This is a genomic window from Mycobacteriales bacterium (assembly GCA_040902655.1).
GTDB lineage: Bacteria > Actinomycetota > Actinomycetes > Mycobacteriales > SCTD01 > SCTD01.
On the sequence record JBBDWV010000013.1, the window covers coordinates 1 to 17,122 of the forward strand.

Consider the following 17,122-nt stretch of genomic DNA (forward strand, 5'->3'; position numbering starts at 1 on the left):
CACATCAGCTGTGAGCTATTCGACCGGATAGGAACTCTGCTGGTTACCAGTATTGCCGGCGGCGCGAACCTCAAGGTCGTATCGGAGATGCTCGGGCACTCCACCATCGCGATCACCGCCGACACCCACACCAGCGTGCTGTCCGAGGTCGCCCGGGAAGCCGCCGAGGCGGCGGTCCGGCTGGTGCCCCGCCGGACGTCGGTCGTACATCCCGGCCCCATTTCGGCCCCATCTGGCGATCAACGACCGCCGCCGAAGGGGTCGCCGATCACAAAACCGCAGGTCAGCGGAGGGCGTGGGATTCGAACCCACGGAACGAGTCACCCCGCTCAGCGGTTTTCAAGACCGCCGCCATCGGCCACTAGGCGAGCCCTCCTGGCGGTGCCAGCCTACGTGTTTGCCCGGATGGGGCGGGGTTTCCGCGAACTGAAGAACGCCGTTCCGTTCCGTCAGTCATGTGTGACACGCCGTTGACACAGCGTTGTCCGAGGACGCCTAGCGGCACCTATGTGGCGTCGGCTCGTCGGCAGTTGATCTTCTGGATGCTGGATTCGCAGCAGACGCGCCGGCGTGTCCGCTGCCGATCCAGCAACCAGAAGATCACCAGGCGTGAAGATCTTGGTCGGCCCGCACGGGTAGTGGCGGCGCGCGCCTGTTGCAGAACGGCTTCTGCATCGTCCGCGAAGAGCACCTATGCGTCGGCTCGTCGGCAGTTGATCTTCTGGATGCTGGATTCGCAGCGGACGCGCCGGCGTGTCCGCTGCCGATCCAGTCACCGAAAGATCACCAGGCATGCAGAGCTTGGTCGGGACGCACGCTAGCCGGCTATGTCGCTCACAACGCGCTGCGGGTCGCGGATCGCTGCATCAGCGAGTCCAGGCCGGTGACCACGGCGTCCGTCACGCTGGGCAGCAGGTGCCCGCACTTGCTTGTCTGCGGTGACCTGGATGGTGCTGTAGCCCGGCCGGTCCCTCACGGCGAGCAGCGGCAGGTTCAGCGCGATCATCAGCGCGGCGCAGGTGTGCCGCAGGTGACTCGGAACGATCACGGCCTTCTGCTGCAGACGGCGACAGCTGCAGCGGCGGGCATGTGAGGGCGGGCGCGTCGATGCTCGATCCCGTCCCCAGGGCCCGCGACGCCGACGTCACGCCCCCGGACCGCTGCGGCCGGCGCCCGCCGTGGTGCCGGCCGGGCACGGGTGGAGACTGTTCAGGTGACCGATCTGCGCTACTCCGAGTCGATCTTCGTCGCCCGCCCGCCCGAGGTCGTCTACGAGATGATCTCCGACGTGACCCGGATGGGTGAGTGGAGCCCGATCTGCCGGGCTTGCTGGTGGGACGAGGGCGACGGGCCGTGGGTCGGCGGCCGGTTCACCGGCCGCAACTCGACTCCGGACCGCACGTGGGAGACCCGCTCGGAGGTCGTCACCGCGGAGCCCGGCCGCGAATTCGCCTTCGTGGTAGGCGAGTCCTACGTACGCTGGGCCTACACCTGCGTGCCTGCCGAGGGCGGCACGCGGCTCACCGAGTCCTGGGAGTTCCTCCCGGCGGGTATCGACCGGTTTCACGAGCGTTTCGGCGCCGACGCCGAGGCGCAGATCGCCGACCGGACGGAAGCCGCCCGCACCGGGATCCCCGTGACGCTGGCCGCCATCAAGGAGTCGGCCGAATCAGCCTGAACCCCACGCCCTGCCGGACCGGGAGGTCCTACCGCCCCGCGGCGTCCCCGGCCGACCGCGCCGCCGCCACCCGGCGCATGGTCGCCACGTCCAGCCGGCGGTCGGGCGCGAGCCGGTACGGGTCGTGCAGCACCCTGGGAGCCGAATCGGCGCCGTAGCCGTCGAGCACGAGCTCGCTGCCCGAGAAGTCCTGCTCGCGGGTGTAGTCGTTGACCACGACGACGCAGGACAGGCCGGCCGCCCTGGCCGCGACCAGCCCGTTGCGGGAGTCCTCGAGCGCCACGACGTCCGGCGCGGGCGGCACCTCCATCGCCTCCAGCGCCTGGAGATAGGCCGCCGGGTCCGGCTTGAGGACGTCCACCTCGTCGCCGGTGATGACCACCTCGAAACGGTCCAGCCCGAACAGCCGGTCGAGCAGCGGCGCCACCCAGGCGCGGCTGCCGGTGGTCGCCACCGACACCCGCACGCGCTCTGCGGCCAGCTCGTCGAGCAGCTCCGTCACTCCCGGCCGCGGCTGCACCCGCCCGTCCTGGATCAGCTCCTGGAACAGCTCGGTCTTGCGGCGGTGCAGTCGCCGCGCCAGCTCGCTGCGCTCGGCCTCGCCCTGACCCTGACCCTCGAGGTAGCTGGCCAACCGGCGCTCGCCACCGGTGACGAGCAGCAGCTCCCCGTACAGCTCCGGATCCCAGCGGTACGGCAGACCCAGCTCCTCGAACGCCAGGTTGAACGCCACCCGGTGCCCGTCGCGCTCGCTGTCGACGAGCGTGCCGTCGACATCGAGCACGACAGCGCGCAGGTCGTCGGTCATCGGGCGAGTATGCGTGCAGTCGTCCCCGGCCGGTGCAGCGGCCCCGTCACGGGCCCCGGCGGAGCTGCTCGTCCGCAGGCGCAGCGGAGCTGGTCGCGACAGGAAGGCCAGAAATGCCGAGCGCGGCGGGCAGCACCGCCCGCAGGTGCTCGAGCTCGCGCTCGAGCCCGTCGATCAGCGCGGCCGCGTCCTCCCGCGGCGCCGTCTCCAGTCGGTCCGCCAACTGCGCGGCGCGGCGCCCGCCGAGGCTGCCGGCGCTGCCCTTCACGGTGTGGCTGACCGAGCCCAGCCGGCCCATGTCACCCGCCGCCAGGGCCGCGCGGAGCTCCTCGAGACGTCTCCCGGCATCGCGCAGGAACACGGTCACGAGGTCGGCGAGCAACGCCGGGCCACTCTCGGCCCCGAGCTCGCGCAGTCCGGCGAGAATCGTCTGGTCGAGCCGGTCGCCCTCGGTGTCCGGCTCGCCGGCGGCGGCACCGGCGACCCCCGCCTCACCAGCGACCCCCGCCTCACCAGCGACCTCCACCCCACCGGCGGCGTCGGCGGACAGCCACCGCTGGACGACGGCGGCCAGGTCCTCGGCTCGAATCGGCTTGGACAGGTAGTCGTCCATCCCCGCCGCCCGCGCCCGCTCCTCGTCCCCCTTCATCGCCCCGGCCGTCATCGCGATGATCGGCGTGCGACTGACCGCACCGTCGAGCCGGCGGATCTGCTGCGTCGCCTCGTAGCCGTCCAGCTCGGGCATCTGGCAATCCATCAGCACGGCGGCGTACGGCACCCGGACCACGGCGTCCACCGCCTCCAGCCCGTTGGCCGCCACGTCGACCCGGTACCCCAGCCGCTCGAGCAGGGCCGAGGCCACCTTCTGGTTCACCGCGTTGTCGTCGACCACGAGCAGGCGCGGGCGCCGGGAGGCCTCCAGCTCTTTCACCCGGTACCTCGTCAACAGCGGCTTGGGCTGCTCCGGCCCGGGCAGCCCGAGCAGCGTCGCCAGCGACTGCCGGAGCAACGTCTCGCGCACCGGCTTGGTCAGGAACGCCTCGATGCCAGCGGCCTGCGCGAGCGCCGCGTCACCGCGCCGGCCCGACGAGGTCAGCAGGACCAGCCGCAGGTCCGCGAACGAGGCGTCCGCGCGGATCGCACGAGCCAGGTCGAGGCCATCCATCTCCGGCATCTGGTAGTCGAGGATCGCCACGCGGTACGGGTCGGTGCTGTACGACGCGGCGCACAGCATCTCGAGCGCCTCGTGGCCGCTGGCGGCCGTCCCGGCGCGGACGCCCCACGCCCGCAGGTTCTGCAGCAGGATGCTCCGGTTGGTCGCGTTGTCGTCGACCGCGAGCACCCGCAGCCCCTGCAGGTCGACGACCGGCTCGGTCCTGGGGAGCTCGTCGGCCCTCCCGAACCGCGCCGTGAACCAGAACGTGCTGCCCCTGCCGGGAACGCTCCTCACCCCGACGCTGCCGCCCATGAGCTCGGCAAGGTTCTTGGTGATGGCCAGCCCGAGGCCGGTGCCGCCGAAACGGCGGGTCGTGGAGGCGTCGGCCTGCGAGAAGCTCTCGAACAGGCCGGCCTGCTTCTCCTCCGGCACCCCTATCCCGGTGTCGGTCACGGCGACCCGGATCAGGAGGTCGGAGTCGGTCTCCTCGACGATCCCGACCCGGACCACGACCTCGCCCTGGTCGGTGAACTTCACGGCGTTCGCGAGCAGGTTGAGCAACGCCTGCCGGAACCGGCCCGGGTCACCACTCAGCATCGGGGGCACGCTGGGCTGGACCAGGGTCGCGAGTTCGACCCCCTTGGCCGCTGCACCCTCGGCGAGCAGTTCGGCCGCCTCCTCGACCGCCGAGCGCACCTCGAAGTCCAGGACCTCCAGCTCCATCCGGCCGGCCTCGATCTTGGAGAAGTCGAGGATGTCGTTGATCAACGTGAGCAGCGACTCCGCCGACGAGCGGACCGTTTCCGCGTACTGCCGCTGCTCCGGCGACAGCGGCGTGTCGAGCAGCAGGCCGGTCATCCCGATCACGCCGTTCATCGGCGTACGGATCTCGTGGCTCATGTTGGCCAGGAACTCCGACTTCAGTCGCGACGCCTCGTCCGCCTGCCGGTGCGCCTCCGCCAGCTCGTGGTGCGCTGACTTGCGGGCGCTGATGTCCCGGGCGATGGTCGACGCGCCGACAACCTGGCCCCGTGCGTCCAGGATCGGCGAGACGGTGAGCTCGACGTCGAGCTCGCGACCGTCCTTGCAGACGCGGACGGTCTCGTAGTCCCTGACGCGCTCGCCTGCGGCGATGCGCGGCAGGATGCGGGCGAGATCGTCCGGCAGGTACGGCGGCAGGAGAAGCGAGAGGTGCCGCCCGACCACCTCCTGCGCGGAGTAACCGTAGAGGCGCTCGGCGCCGTTGTTCCAGCTGAGGATCGTCCCGTCGAGCCCCTTGCTGAGGATCGCGTCGTCCGAGGACTCGACGATGGAGGCGAGCATGCGGGCCTGCACCTCGGCCCGGGCGTAGTCACGGCGCACGAGGCGCTGCTGCAGCTCGTCCTCGACGACGGCAGCGAGGTCGACGAGCGCCGCGAGCTGATCCGGCGCCGGAGCCGGCCGGGGCACGACGTCGGCGACGCAGAGCGTGCCGAGCGGATAGCCGTCGTCGGACCGCACCGGCACACCGACGTAGAAGCGCAGCTGCGGGTCCTGCGTGACGAACGGGTTGGTCGCGAAGCGCACGTCCTGGTGGGTGTCCGGCACGACGAGGACGTCGTCCGCGGCGATGGCGTGCGCGCAGAAGGAGATGTCGCGCGGCGTCTCCCGCAGCCGCGCCCCGATGCAGGACTTGAACCACTGCCGGTCCTCGTCGAGGAGCGAGACCCACGCCATCGGCACGGCGAACAGCCGGGCGGCCAGCCTCGTCACGCGGTCGAAGCCTGCCTCGGGGGGTGTGTCGAGGACGTCGTACCGGCGAAGCGCGCGCAGCCGCTCGGCGTCGTCCGGCGGAACCGGCGCGCCCCCGCCGGCGAGCCGGCGTGGTGGGTTCACGACCCGACCCGCCGTCGCGGCTGGCTCACCTCTGCACCTCACGGCGCCGGCGCAGGGCGTTGCGCGTCCTGGCCAGCAGGTCGCGCGGCGCGAAGGGCTTGAGCAGGTAGTCGTCGGCCCCGGCGGAGAAAGCCTCGATCTTGTCCGACGACCGGTCGGTGCCGGTCAGCATGAGGATCGTGCAGTCGGCCGTGGCCGGATCGTCCCGCAACGCCCGGCAGACCTGGAAGCCGGACAGCTGCGGCATGTGCACGTCGAGCACAACGCAGTCGGGCCGGACCCGGCGCGCGATCTCGAGCGCCGCACTCCCGTCCGCCGCCTCGTACACCTCGAAACCACCTGTCGTCAGGCTCATCCGCACCAACTGCCGGATGTCGGCGGTGTCGTCGACCACCAGGACGACGTCCGCGCGCGAGACAGCGGCCGCGCCGGCCGGCAGCAGCGTCGGCGGCGCGCCGGTCCGCGCGGCGGTGCCCAGCAGCTCCGCCACGAACTCCGGTGGCTGCGGCCGCGCGTAGTAGTAGCCCTGTCCGGTCTCGCAGCCGAGGTTGCGCAGCGCCGACAGCTGCTCTGAGGTCTCGATGCCTTCCGCGACGACCGACAGCTCGAGCGCGTGCGCCATCCCCACGACGGCGGCGACGATGGCGGTGTCCCCGCTGTCGCGACCCAGGCCGTCGACGAAGGACCGGTCGATCTTCAGGCCGTCGAGCGGGAGCCGGCGCAGGTAGGCCAGCGAGGAGTAGCCGGTGCCGAAGTCGTCGACAGTGATGTTCACGCCGAGCACCTTGAGTGAGCGCAGCACGTCGACGGCCGCGTCCACGTCGACCATGACGACGCTCTCGGTCACCTCCAGCCACACGGTCGCGGGATCGACCCCCTGGGCGTGCAGGGCGGTGCGTACGGTCTCGGCGAGGCTGCGGTCGAACTGTCGTGCCGAGACGTTGACCGACATCTCCAGCGGGGGCTGCCCGGGGAAGGCGGCCTGCCACTGCGCCGCCTGCCGGAGCGCTTCCTGCAGCACCCATGCGCCGATGGGGACGATCAGCCCGGTCTGCTCGGCCACCGAGACGAACTCCGCCGGCGGCACCACTCCGCCGGCCGGCAGGTCCCACCGGAGCAACGCCTCCACACCGATCAGCCGGTGGTCCTGCAGGGACACCTTCGGCTGATACACCAGCCGGAACTGCTGCTCGTCCAGGGCGCGCTGCAAGGCGTCCTCGTACTCCACCCGGGCCTGGCTCTCGGCGCGCATGTGCGGTGCGAACAGCAGGAAGCGGCCCACACCCTGGCGGCTCGCCCGTCGCTGCGCGGCTTCGGCTTCGGCGAGCGCCGCGTCCGCTGCCTGCACGGAGTCGTCGAGCACCACGGCACCGATACTGGCCGTCAGCGCCACCGCGTCGTCCTCCAGCCGGAGCGGCGCGAGCAGGGCGCCGGCGATGCGGGCCGCGAGGTCCGCCGCCGCCTGCCCGTCGCACGCCTGCTCGTCGAGCAGCGCGAAGGAGTCGCCGGCCAGCCGCGCGACCCGGCCGGTGGGTGCGAGCCGCTCCAGCCGGCCGGCGACCTCGCACAGCACGCGGTCCCCCCGCTGCGGTCCGAGCTGTACGTTCCGCGAGCCGAAGTCGTCGAGGTCGACCACCAGCACGCTGCCAGCGCCGCCGCGGCGGCCCGTCAGCACTGCGCTGAGGTGTTCCAGGAACGCGTCGCGGTTGGCCAGCCCGGTGAGCGCGTCGTGCCGGCGCAGATGTGCCAGCCGGTCCTCGACCCGCACCCGGTCCGTGACGTCCAGCAGCGCACCGGCCAGCAGCGACCCGCCGTCGTCCGCGCCGATCCTGAGCTGCAGCCAGCGGAGTTCGCCGCTGCGGTGCCGGAACCGCAGCGGGCGGTCCCCGACCGACCCCAGCCGGAGCGCCTCCACGTCGTCCTCCAGGCAGAAGTCCGTCAGGCGCCGCCCCAGCGACTCCGCGACCGACCAGCCGAGCAGCTCCGACCACGCGGGGTTCAGGAAGGCGATGCAGCGATCGGGGCCGACCTCGAAGACCACCTCGTGCAGGCACTCCACCCGTCGGCGAGCCTGCTGCTCCGCGGCCTGCACAGCCCGTACCAGACGTTGCTGGACCTGCGTGCCGGGATCGTCGGGTCGCACTGCGGTGTCGGTCTCCACTCTCAGCCTGCTGGGGGTTGACAGGCGGTTGAGCCGAGGGTAGCGCCCACGCTGTGTACGCGCTTGGCTACCCGCTGGTAGGGCGGCCGGGGTCCCGTTCCGATCCTGCGGTCAGCCAGTCGTCGATCTCCGCCCAGCGCTCGTAGAGCCACCGCTCCTGGGCCCCGGCGTCGCGTGGTACCTCCGCGGCCGGCACGAACCACCAGCGCAGCCGGACGGTGCTGTCCATGGGCAGGCCGTCCCACAGGTCACCGACGGTGGACAGGTGCTCGAGGCCGGTGTGCGCGACGAGCACCACGTCGGCCTGCGGTGCGGCCTCCAGGGCGGCCGCGACACCGCCCGGCCGTGGGGGCAGGACGTGCCGCATCTGCTCGGCCCGGTCCGCCTGGTCGGCCAGCCCCTTCAGCCGCAGCCGGTCGATCGCCCGTCTGCGGCGACCCTCACTGAAGTTGCCCCCTTCGGGGAACAGGAGCAGCGCGTCCTCCTCGCCCATGCCCGCGGCCAGCGCGCCGATGCGTCGGGCCATGTCCTGGCGACCCGGCGTGACGAAGGCACTCGGCAGCCGGTTGAGGTAGACGTCGAGCAGCGGGTCCCACTGCAGCGCGTCCTTCAGCACGATCCGCGGCCGGCGCAGGTGGTCGCGGTCCATCAGCGTCCGCACCAGGAGCAGTGAGTCCCCCGGGCCCGCGTGCCGGCACAGCACGACCATCGCGTTGGTCGACCCCGGCACGCCGTCGTCCAGTGGCGACCAGGAGACGCCGTCGGTGTCGATCTCGAGGTGGAACAGCCACCTGGCCGCCGTGAGCACCTGGGCGAGCAGCACGTGCAGCACCCCGTAGTGCGCCCGCCGGAAGGCCGGTGATGCCAGCCGCCACCCGAAGCCGCTGGCCAGCCACAGCACCAGCGCCAGGACCAGCCCGACGCACTCGACGAACAGGTAGACGAGGAAGAAGGCCAGCAGGCGCAGCACCCGCCAGCGGCCCGGCAGCACGGCCGACGCGAAGGCCGCGACCACGACGAGCAGCGGCAGCAACGTCACGGTGAACAGCAGCGCCGCGAGCACGAGGCACGACAGCGGCCGGCGCACCCATCGCGGCGGCAGCGTCACGGCAGTGCCTGGAGGTACGCCGCCGTCGCCGCGTGTGCCCGGTCCACCCGGTGCCCGACCCGGCGCACGTCCCGGTAGCGCAGCTGCGCCAGCCCCTCGGGCACCTCGCCGCCGGTCGGCAGGACGTGCACGACGACGTCGTCCGGCAGCCGCGCCATGTCCGCGGCAAAGCGGTGCCGCCGGGCGATCTCGAAGGCCACCAGCGCCACCTCCCACGGGCGGGTCGGCGGCGCGAGCGGTCGCTCGATCCGGCCGACCTGCAGCACGTAGACCGTGCGCGCGCCGAGCTCGACCGCGCGGCTGACCGGGATCGAATTCACCAGGCCGCCGTCGAGGAAGTGCTCGTCCCCGATCCGCACCGGCGCCAGCAGGCCCGGCACCGCCGCCGACGCCATCACCGCGTCCGACAGCGACCCGGAGCTGAACCAGTGCTCGGCCGCGCGCTCGATCGACGCGGCCACACACTGGAACGGCACGACCAGGTCCTCGATCCGCTCGACCGGCAGGGAGTCGGCCAGCAGCTGGCGCAGCGGTCCGCGCCGGTGCAGGTGGGTGCGGCTGCGGACGGCCGTCCCGAACCGCTCGGCCAGCGAGCCACTGAAGACACCGCCGTCGGCGGACAGCCGGCGCCACAGCTCCGCCAGCCGCACTGTCGTCTCGATGCTCGGGTCGGCGGCGAGGAAGGCGCCGTTCAGCGCGCCGACCGACGTGCCGACGACGAGGTCCGGGGTGATGCCCGACTCGAGCAGCGCGCGCAGCATCCCTACTTCGCCGGCGCCGAGCACACCCCCGCCGCCGAGCACGAAGGCGACGTCATGAGCAGGCACGCCGACGACCTTCCCACCCCCGCCGGGCTTCAGCCGGAGCGGTCACCGGTCGAAGACTTCCCGAGTACCCGCCCGCCTTCCTCCCCGAGTACCCACCCGCCTTCCTCCCCGAGAGACCGGAGTCCCGTGCGTCCTGACCGAACCCCGCGGCTACGCGCACTGGGTTGTGCCGTGCTCACCGCGGCGGCGCTCGCCGCAGCCGGCCTGCCGGGCCCGGTCTCGGCCGAGCCGCGGCCGGCGGAGTCCTCGGCCTCGCTGAAGGAGCAGGTCGCGGCGCTCGACGCCGAGATCGAGCGTGTCGCGGTGCAGCTCGCCGAGGGAGCGACGGCCTACGACGCGGCCGAGGATGCGCTGGCCCGCCTCACGCAGGAGCAGTTCGCAGCACGCGCCGACCGGGAGGAGCTGCTCGCGGCCGAGGCCGACTCGCGCGGGGCCCTGTCCGGACTGGCGCGGGCCGCCTACAAGGGCGGGATGCCTCCGATGGTGACCGCGCTGCTGTCCGGCGAGCCTCGTGCGGTGTCCCACCTCGCGTACGTCCAGCGCTCGGTGAACCGGCTCGGTGCCACGCACAGCGACGTCGCCCGGGACCTCGCCCAGCAGCAGGCCGGTGCCGGTGCCGCCCTGATCCGCTCCGACGAGTTGCGGCGTAAGGCGCTGGCACAGCAGCAGGAGCTGGAGGAACAGCGCCGCGCGATGTCCGAACGGACAGCCCGGCTGACCGCCGACCTGCAGGCCGCCGGGACCCGGCTGCTCCAGGTGCACGCCGCCGAGCAGGCTGCGGAGGCGGCCAAGGCAGCCGCACGGGCCGAGGCGAAGGCGCAGGCCGACGCCGAGCGCGCGGCAGTGGCCGCCCGGCAGCGGGCGGTGGCCGCGGCCGGCGCCGGCTCGCCGGCCGGTTCGGGCGCTGGGTCGTGCCAGCCGCCGAGCAGCGCCGGCGAGGTCAACGGGTTTCTCTCCGTGGCCAGCCTGTGCCCGCTCTCCGTCGGCGCAGGGCACCGGCTGCGCAGTGACGCGGCGCAGGCCTTCGAGGCACTCAACCGTGCACGCCTGGCCAGCGCAGGCGTGCCGCTGTGCGTGACCGATTCCTACCGCAGCTATCCCGCGCAGGTGGACGTCTTCCGCCGCAAGCCCAACCTGGCCGCCACCCCCGGCCGCAGCCAGCACGGCTGGGGCCTGGCCGTCGACTTCTGCGGCGGGGTGCAGAGCTTCGGCACCGAGGCGCACGCCTGGATGCGGGCCAACGCCGGGGCGTTCGGCTGGATCCACCCGGACTGGGCCGGACCGCGTGGCAGCCGGCCCGAGCCGTGGCACTGGGAGTACGTGGGCTGATCCCGCGGGCGGGTCCTGCCGGCTGGTCCCCGCTGGTCCCCGGAGCGACTGCTGATCGCGCTGCTTCGGACGGGGAGCAACCAGTCGACGCTCTGGCTGCAGCCACACCTGCGCGGGCGATATGTGGCCGATGAAGGTGTGTGCAGGAGAGGTCAACTTTTCCCGTTTCTTGACCTCTCCTGCACAACGCGCTGCGGGCAAGGTGGTCCGGCGCGAGGTGCCGCGACTCCGGAACGCGCCGATGCGCGCGGCTCGTGCCCGTCGCGCCCGGTGCCGCCCGTCGCGCCCGGTGCCGCCCGCCGCAGTCCCGCCGCCCGCCGCAGGCCCACCGCCCGCCACCCGCCGCGCCTGCGAGGTTTCGGGGCCACCCGCGCCTAGGGTCCGGGGCGTGGTCCCTGCTCGCTGTCTCCTGCGCCGCGCGGCCACCGTTCTCGCACTCGCACTCGCGGTCGCGCTGCCGCTGGCTCCGGTGCCGACCGGCGCACAGGCCGCCGACCCGGTGCAGGTGGCGGCCCGGGAGCTCGCGGCGGTGCGCGCGGAGGTCGACCGGACCGCCAAGACCCTCAGCGCCGGCGCCCACCGTCTCGAGGAGGGCCGCACGGAGCTGCGCCGCGTACGGCGCGATCTCGAACGGGCCCGGCGTGCGGCCGGCGCCGCACAGGGCCGCTCCGACGAGGCGCGCGACCGGCTGCGGTCGATCGCGTCGGCTGCCTACCGTTCCCCCGTCCCCGACTCCCTCGCGCTCGCGCTCACGGGCACGCCCGACCGCTACGTCGAGCAGGTGGTGGCCCGAGCGGACCTGGACCGGGTCCGCGGCGGCTCCACCGACGTACTGCGCACGGCCACCGCCGCACGGGTCCGCGCACAGGGTGCGGTGCGCAGCGTCGAGCAGCTCACCGACGACGCCGCGCGCCGGGAGCGCGACCTCACCGCCCAGGTCGCCGAGCTGCGCGCCGTGGCCGACCGCAGTGCCCGCAAGCTCGAGGCGGCCGCCGGGCGGCTGGAGGCGGCCCGGGCCGCGCAACGCCGGGCCGCCCGCGCCGCGCAACGCCGAGCCGCCGCTGTCGCGGCCGGCTGCGACGGCGGGAGCACCCGCGGCCACGCCAACGGCTTCCTGGACCGCTCCGCGCTGTGCCCGCTCGACGGGGCGCCCGGCCATGCACTCCGCGCGGACGCGGCCGCAGCCTTCAACCGGATGACCGCCGCGGCGCTCGCCTCCCGCGGTGCCCGGCTGTGCGTCAACGACTCCTACCGCTCCTACGCCGGGCAGGTCAGCATGTTCCGGCGCCACCCCCGGCTGGCCGCGGTCCCCGGCACCAGCCGGCACGGGCTCGGCGTCGCCGTGGACCTCGGCTGCGGCGCGGAGCGCTTCGGCTCGAGCACCCACCGCTGGTTGAAGGCCAACGCCGGGCGGTACGGCTGGGTGCAGCCGGCCTGGGCCAAGCCCGGCGGCTCGCTGCCCGAGCCGTGGCACTGGGAGTACGTGGGCTGACGACGGCGCCGGACCGCCGCCCGGCCGGGGCCGGGGCCGGCGCCGCCACTTACACCCATGATCAACGCCGTACTTCCTCCGGTTCTTGCAGCGGAAAAAGTGCGCATCCACGGTGTTGATCATGCAGGCGCTGCCCTGTCGAGGGTGCTCCGCTGCTGATAGCGGTCAGCGCGGTGCGACCAGCAGGCTCTGCGCCCCCACGCCGACCGGTCCCTGGACGTCGTGCAGCACGGTGGTCGCCAGGCCGGCGCCGCCGGGCGAGATGACCGTCTGCGCGTCGACGCACACCCATGGCCCGACCGCCTCCCGGTGCAGGTGCACCGTCAGCTCCGGGTTGATGAAGTGCCACGCGGTCAGGTCCAGCTCGCTACTCAGCCCATTGCCGCTGTCGGCGACCGACAGCACCCGCTGCAGCGCGCTGGGCTCCTCGTCCGGCACCAGCGGGTAGCGCAGTCGCGACCAGACGGTCGCCGGCCCGGGCCGGTCGAAGCGGCCGGTGACGAAACGCCATTCGACGGCGGACAGATAGCCGTCGACCCACCCGTCGACCGGCGCCGCGGGCGCCAGCGCCGCGGGGGCCGGCGCCGGGAGATGCGGCGCCGCGACATCCGACGGCCCGAGATCCGACACCGCGAGATCCGACACCGCGAGATCCGACACCGGGAGATCCGGCGGCGCAAGATCCGGCACCGGCGGGGCCGGCTCATGGCGGGACGGGGCACCGGGCTGCGTAGTCCGGGTGACCCGCCAGGCCGCGGCGCGGGCGGCGTCGCGACCGCCGGACGAGAGCACCGCCTCGACCAGCTCGACGCTGCGGCCGGGGCGGAGCACGCGCGCGCGTACCTCGACCTCGGCGACCGGCACAGGGCCCAGAATCTCCACCGTCACCCGCGCGACGATCATCTCCTCGCGCGGCGCACAACGTTCCACCGCACGCGCGAGCAGGGCTGCCGGCGGTCCGCCGTGCTGGAAGCGGGCGTCCCAGGGACCGGTGGTGTGGATGGTCGCCTGCCAGCGGTCGTCACCGAGCGGCAGGAAGAAGGCCTCGTCCACAGCAGGCTCGTCCACAGCAGGACCGTACGGTGGCCGGCATGCGCGCTGTCACCCTCCCGTCCTTCGGGGACCCCGACGTCCTCACCCTCGCCGACGTGCCCGACCCGAGCACCGGCCCCGGTGAGGTGCTGGTCGACGTCGTGGCAACCGCCGTCAACCGGGCGGACCTGTTGCAGCGCAAGGGTTTCTACGATCCGCCCCCGGGAGCGTCGGCGTATCCCGGGCTGGAGTGCTCCGGGCGGATCGCCGTGCTCGGGGAGGGCGTGACCGGCTGGTCCGTGGGCGACGAGGTCTGCGCCCTGCTCTCGGGCGGCGGCTACGCCGAGCGGGTCGCCGTACCGGCCGGGCAGCTGCTGCCCGTCCCCCGCGGGCTGTCGCTGGTCGAGGCGGCGGCCCTGCCCGAGGTCGCCTGCACCGTCTGGTCCAACGTCTTCTCCCTCGCCGGGCTGGCCCCTGACGAGGTCTTCCTCGTGCACGGCGGAACCTCGGGAATCGGCACGATGGCCATCCAGCTGGCTGCCCGGCACGGCGCCCGGGTGCTGTGCACGGTCGGCTCGCCGGAGAAGGCGGAACGGGCCGAGGCGCTGGGCGCGGAGCGGGCGATCCGCTACCGCGACGAGGACTTCGTCGAGGTCGTCCGCGAGCTGGCCGGCGGTGCCGACGTGGTGCTCGACAACATGGGCGGGGCCTACCTCGCCCGCAATGTGCAGGTGCTGCGAACCGGCGGACGGCTGGTCGTGATCGGCCTGCAGGGCGGCACCAAGGGTGAGCTCGACCTCGGCGCGCTGCTGGCCAAGCGGGCGTCGGTGCACGCAACCACGCTGCGTGCTCGCCCGGCGGCCGAGAAGGCAGCCATCGTGGCGGCGGTGCGCGCGGGGGTGTGGCCGGCCGTCGAGGCCGGCGAGGTAGGGCCGGTCATCGACCGGGTGCTGCCGCTGGACCAGGTGGCGGACGCGCACCGGGTGCTCGAACAGAGCGGCCACGTCGGCAAGGTCGTGCTGACCGTTCCCGGGTGATCAACGCCGGACTTGGTCGCTTTCCCGGGCAGGCGAGGGTGAGGGAGTGCGGCGTTGATCATGGCCGCTGGGGTGATCGCAAGGCCGGCCTGGCGCTCGGCTACAGGGCGGCCAGCAGCCGGTCGACCTCGGCGGCGGTGGTGTAGCAGGCCACGCCGGCCCGGACCGCCCCGCCGTGCTCCTCGAGCCCGAGCGCGGTCATCAGCTCGATGGCGTAGTAGTTGCCGTACCACACCGCGACGCCCTGGTTGCCCAGGTCCGCGCTGACCTGCAGCGGGCTGCGGCCGGCGACGGTGAAGCAGGCCGTGGGCGTACGCCGCGCCGGAGCACCGACCAGCATCACGGCCTCGCGGCCGGCGAGCCCGTCGAGCAGCCGGGCGAACACCTGCTGCTCGTACGAGCAGATCGCCGTCATGGCCGACACGACCCGTTCCCGGCGGGTCCCCCCGACCCCGTGCGAGGCGATCCAGTCCACGGCGGCGGTGACCCCCGCCAGCGACGCGAAGCTCGGCGTACCGAGCTCGAACCGGTCGGGCACCGCGTCGCTGCTGGGCAGCAGCTTGTCCGGGCGCAGCCTCGCCAACAGCGCCGGGTCGCCGACGGTGCAGCCGAGGTGCGGGCCGTACCACTTGTAGGCGGACGTGCTGTAGAGGTCGGCGCCCAGCTCGCGGACGTCGGTCGGCAGGTGCGGCGTGGCGTGCACGCCGTCGACGTGCACGACAGCTCCGAAGGCGTGGGCGCGGTCGGCGATGACCCGGACGTCCGGGCGGGTGCCGGTGGCGTTGCTCGCCGCGGTGACCGCCACCAGCCGGGTCCGCTCGTTCACCAGCTCGTCGTACTGCTCCACCGGCAGCTCCGTCGTCCGGGCGTCCACCTCGGCCCACCGGACCACGGCGCCGGCCCGCGCCGCGGCCTGCACCCACGGGCGCACGTCGGCGTCGTGGTCGAGCCGGCTGAGCACCACCTCGTCGCCCGGGTGCCAGCTGCGGGCCAGTGCGCCGGCCAGGACGTAGGTGTTGGCGGTCGCCGACTGGCCGAGGACGACCCCGTCGGGGGTTCCACCGACCAGATCGGCCACCGCCTCGCGCGCCGCGCCGACGATCGCGTCCGCCCGGCGGCTGCTGGCGAACGGCCCGTGCCGGTTGCTGAGCGCAGAGCGCATCGCGCCGGCGACGGCATCGCTCACCACGGCCGGCACCTGCGTGCCGCCGGGGCCGTCGAAGTGGGCCAGCCCCTCTGCGAGGGCGGGGAAGTCGGCGCGGACGGCCTCGACGTCGTACGCGGGAGGGCTGTCGTGCGCGGGAGGGCTGTCGAACATGCAGCGAGCCTGCCCGATCGGGTGCAGGACCGGGCACGTGGGGCAGGATCGGGACATGGACGACGAGCAGGCAGGACAGGCGGAAACCCCGCAACAGCAGGTCGTGGTGATGGGTCCGGACGGGCAGCCGCTCGGCAGCGTCACCGTCGGCGAGGACGGCTCGATCGAGCCCTCGAAGCAGCAGAGCCCGGCCGACCTGATCGAGCAGCCGGCGAAGGTGATGCGGATCGGCTCGATGGTCAAGCAGCTGCTCGAGGAGGTCCGCCAGTCGCCGCTGGACGACGCCTCCCGTACCCGGCTGCGGGAGGTGCACCGGAACTCCGTCGCCGAGCTCTGCGACGGTCTGGCGCCGGAGCTGTGCGAGGAGCTGAACCGGCTGACCCTGCCGTTCCCCGAGGACCACGTCCCGAGCGACGCCGAGCTGCGCATCGCGCAGGCCCAGCTGGTCGGCTGGTTGGAGGGGCTGTTCCACGGCATCCAGACGGCGCTGTTCGCGCAGCAGATGGCCGCCCGAGTGCAGCTCGAGCAGATGCGCGGCCGGCCGGCCCTGCCGCAGGGGATGTCGGACGGCCGCCCAGGGCCGACGGGCACCGGGCAGTACCTGTAGGACAGGCGCGACCGCGACGACAGCAGCGTCAGGGGCGCGGGAAGGCCTGCAGCACGCCGGGCTCCCAGCCCGCACCGAACTGCACGCTCAGCACCGCGGTGGACAGCGCCTCGTCCGCAGGGGTGCCGGTGCCGTCGGCGCCGACCCGGAGGAAGCGGTCGGTGATGCACGGCGCCTGACCGGTGTTGGTGCTCACCGAGACCGGCCGCCCGAGGTCGTCCACCTCGATCAGGGTGGTCGCCGGCACCACGAGGGTGACGACGGCGACGGCCCCGCCGGCTGCGCCGGCTGTCGGAGCGGTCGGCTGCGGGAGGCAGCTGGCCGGGTCGAACCCGTCGGTGCGCGGGGCCGGCCGGGTGTCCGCCTGGACGCCGGACGTCGCGGTAGCGGAGCCACCCGCGGTGGCCAGGTGTGCGGCGGCGGCCCCGCCGGCAACGGCGGTCAGCAGAGCGAACGCGGCGATCGTGGTCGCCCCGGTGGCAAGCGTCAGCAGGCCATGGTTCTTGGGCATGTCCGAGAGGTCCTGTCTGTCGGCGGCCCGGCTGACCTCGAGGGCCCCGTGGCTTTGCGTCCCCGGCTCGCACCGGGTTTGCCTTTATCGGTTGACGAAGAGTGCTTCGGCACGAACAGGCGCCCGGCTGGAGTCCGGCGGGCTGCCGATCCCGACGTCGCGGGAAGGTTCACCCGTTTGCGC

At 73.4% G+C, this 17,122-nt stretch carries 14 protein-coding genes, 1 tRNA gene and 1 riboswitch; of the genes, 5 read left to right on the forward strand and 10 right to left on the reverse strand.

Annotated features, from left to right (window positions below; genetic code table 11):
* Positions 1-287 precede the first annotated feature (287 nt).
* Both WD794_02845 and WD794_02850 read right to left on the reverse strand, forming a co-directional pair.
* A tRNA-Ser gene (locus tag WD794_02845) sits at positions 288-376 on the reverse strand.
* A 441-nt stretch (positions 377-817) separates the two neighbouring features.
* Entirely contained in the window at positions 818-1,048 is a 231-nt protein-coding gene (locus WD794_02850) for a hypothetical protein (protein ID MEX2289246.1), read from the reverse strand.
* A 165-nt stretch (positions 1,049-1,213) separates the two neighbouring features.
* On the opposite strand from WD794_02850, the gene WD794_02855 reads away from it, so the two are divergent.
* Positions 1,214-1,678: an SRPBCC family protein gene (locus WD794_02855; protein MEX2289247.1), complete on the forward strand. Its 465-nt coding sequence runs from the start codon at positions 1,214-1,216 to the stop codon at positions 1,676-1,678.
* 28 nt (positions 1,679-1,706) lie between these two features.
* On the opposite strand, the gene WD794_02860 is transcribed toward WD794_02855, so the two are convergent.
* From WD794_02860 to WD794_02880, 5 genes are all read right to left on the reverse strand, one after another.
* The gene (locus WD794_02860) at positions 1,707-2,486 is read right to left on the reverse strand and encodes an HAD-IA family hydrolase (protein ID MEX2289248.1); all 780 of its coding nucleotides are present in this window, start codon (positions 2,484-2,486) and stop codon (positions 1,707-1,709) included.
* Positions 2,487-2,532: 46 nt separating this feature from the next.
* Positions 2,533-5,517 (reverse strand): response regulator, encoded by a 2,985-nt coding sequence (locus WD794_02865; protein MEX2289249.1) that lies wholly within the window; start codon positions 5,515-5,517, stop codon positions 2,533-2,535.
* A 25-nt stretch (positions 5,518-5,542) separates the two neighbouring features.
* On the reverse strand, positions 5,543-7,678 hold the full coding sequence (locus WD794_02870) for an EAL domain-containing protein (GenBank protein MEX2289250.1): 2,136 nt from the start codon (positions 7,676-7,678) through the stop codon (positions 5,543-5,545).
* A 67-nt stretch (positions 7,679-7,745) separates the two neighbouring features.
* Positions 7,746-8,786, reverse strand: coding sequence for a 1-acyl-sn-glycerol-3-phosphate acyltransferase (locus WD794_02875; GenBank protein ID MEX2289251.1), 1,041 nt, complete (start codon positions 8,784-8,786; stop codon positions 7,746-7,748).
* Positions 8,783-9,613, reverse strand: a complete 831-nt coding sequence (locus tag WD794_02880) for a patatin-like phospholipase family protein (protein ID MEX2289252.1) — start codon at positions 9,611-9,613, stop codon at positions 8,783-8,785. Before WD794_02880 ends, WD794_02875 begins: the two co-directional genes overlap by 4 nt.
* A 126-nt stretch (positions 9,614-9,739) precedes the next feature.
* On the opposite strand from WD794_02880, the gene WD794_02885 reads away from it, so the two are divergent.
* Both WD794_02885 and WD794_02890 read left to right on the forward strand, forming a co-directional pair.
* Positions 9,740-10,942 carry a M15 family metallopeptidase gene (locus WD794_02885; protein MEX2289253.1) on the forward strand — a complete coding sequence of 401 codons (1,203 nt, stop codon included), beginning with the start codon at positions 9,740-9,742 and terminating at the stop codon, positions 10,940-10,942.
* 388 nt (positions 10,943-11,330) lie between these two features.
* On the forward strand, positions 11,331-12,434 hold the full coding sequence (locus WD794_02890; protein MEX2289254.1) for a D-alanyl-D-alanine carboxypeptidase family protein: 1,104 nt from the start codon (positions 11,331-11,333) through the stop codon (positions 12,432-12,434).
* Between the two features lie 165 nt (positions 12,435-12,599).
* Here the strand turns inward: WD794_02890 and WD794_02895 are convergent, their stop codons facing one another.
* Positions 12,600-13,502: a thioesterase family protein gene (locus WD794_02895; protein MEX2289255.1), complete on the reverse strand. Its 903-nt coding sequence runs from the start codon at positions 13,500-13,502 to the stop codon at positions 12,600-12,602.
* Between the two features lie 23 nt (positions 13,503-13,525).
* Here WD794_02895 and WD794_02900 point away from each other — a divergent pair, with 23 nt between their 5' ends.
* Positions 13,526-14,503 carry an NAD(P)H-quinone oxidoreductase gene (locus WD794_02900; protein ID MEX2289256.1) on the forward strand — a complete coding sequence of 326 codons (978 nt, stop codon included), beginning with the start codon at positions 13,526-13,528 and terminating at the stop codon, positions 14,501-14,503.
* A gap of 100 nt (positions 14,504-14,603) precedes the next feature.
* Here the strand turns inward: WD794_02900 and WD794_02905 are convergent, their stop codons facing one another.
* Complete coding sequence (locus WD794_02905) at positions 14,604-15,821, reverse strand: cysteine desulfurase-like protein (protein MEX2289257.1); 1,218 nt, start codon at positions 15,819-15,821, stop codon at positions 14,604-14,606.
* Positions 15,822-15,876: 55 nt separating this feature from the next.
* Here WD794_02905 and WD794_02910 point away from each other — a divergent pair, with 55 nt between their 5' ends.
* Positions 15,877-16,428, forward strand: a complete 552-nt coding sequence (locus tag WD794_02910) for a bacterial proteasome activator family protein (protein ID MEX2289258.1) — start codon at positions 15,877-15,879, stop codon at positions 16,426-16,428.
* A 28-nt stretch (positions 16,429-16,456) separates the two neighbouring features.
* Here WD794_02910 and WD794_02915 read toward each other — a convergent pair whose 3' ends face one another.
* Positions 16,457-16,939: a hypothetical protein gene (locus tag WD794_02915; protein ID MEX2289259.1), complete on the reverse strand. Its 483-nt coding sequence runs from the start codon at positions 16,937-16,939 to the stop codon at positions 16,457-16,459.
* Between the two features lie 18 nt (positions 16,940-16,957).
* A riboswitch (cyclic di-GMP riboswitch) is annotated at positions 16,958-17,032 on the reverse strand.
* Positions 17,033-17,122: the final 90 nt, after the last annotated feature.

Coding starts and splice junctions, on each gene's coding strand:
- WD794_02915 (MEX2289259.1), bottom strand. CDS start 16,939: ATGCCCAAGAACCATGGCCTGCTGACGCTTGCCACCGGGGCGACCACG.
- WD794_02860 (MEX2289248.1), bottom strand. CDS start 2,486: ATGACCGACGACCTGCGCGCTGTCGTGCTCGATGTCGACGGCACGCTC.
- WD794_02905 (MEX2289257.1), bottom strand. CDS start 15,821: ATGTTCGACAGCCCTCCCGCGCACGACAGCCCTCCCGCGTACGACGTC.
- WD794_02900 (MEX2289256.1), top strand. CDS start 13,526: ATGCGCGCTGTCACCCTCCCGTCCTTCGGGGACCCCGACGTCCTCACC.
- WD794_02910 (MEX2289258.1), top strand. CDS start 15,877: ATGGACGACGAGCAGGCAGGACAGGCGGAAACCCCGCAACAGCAGGTC.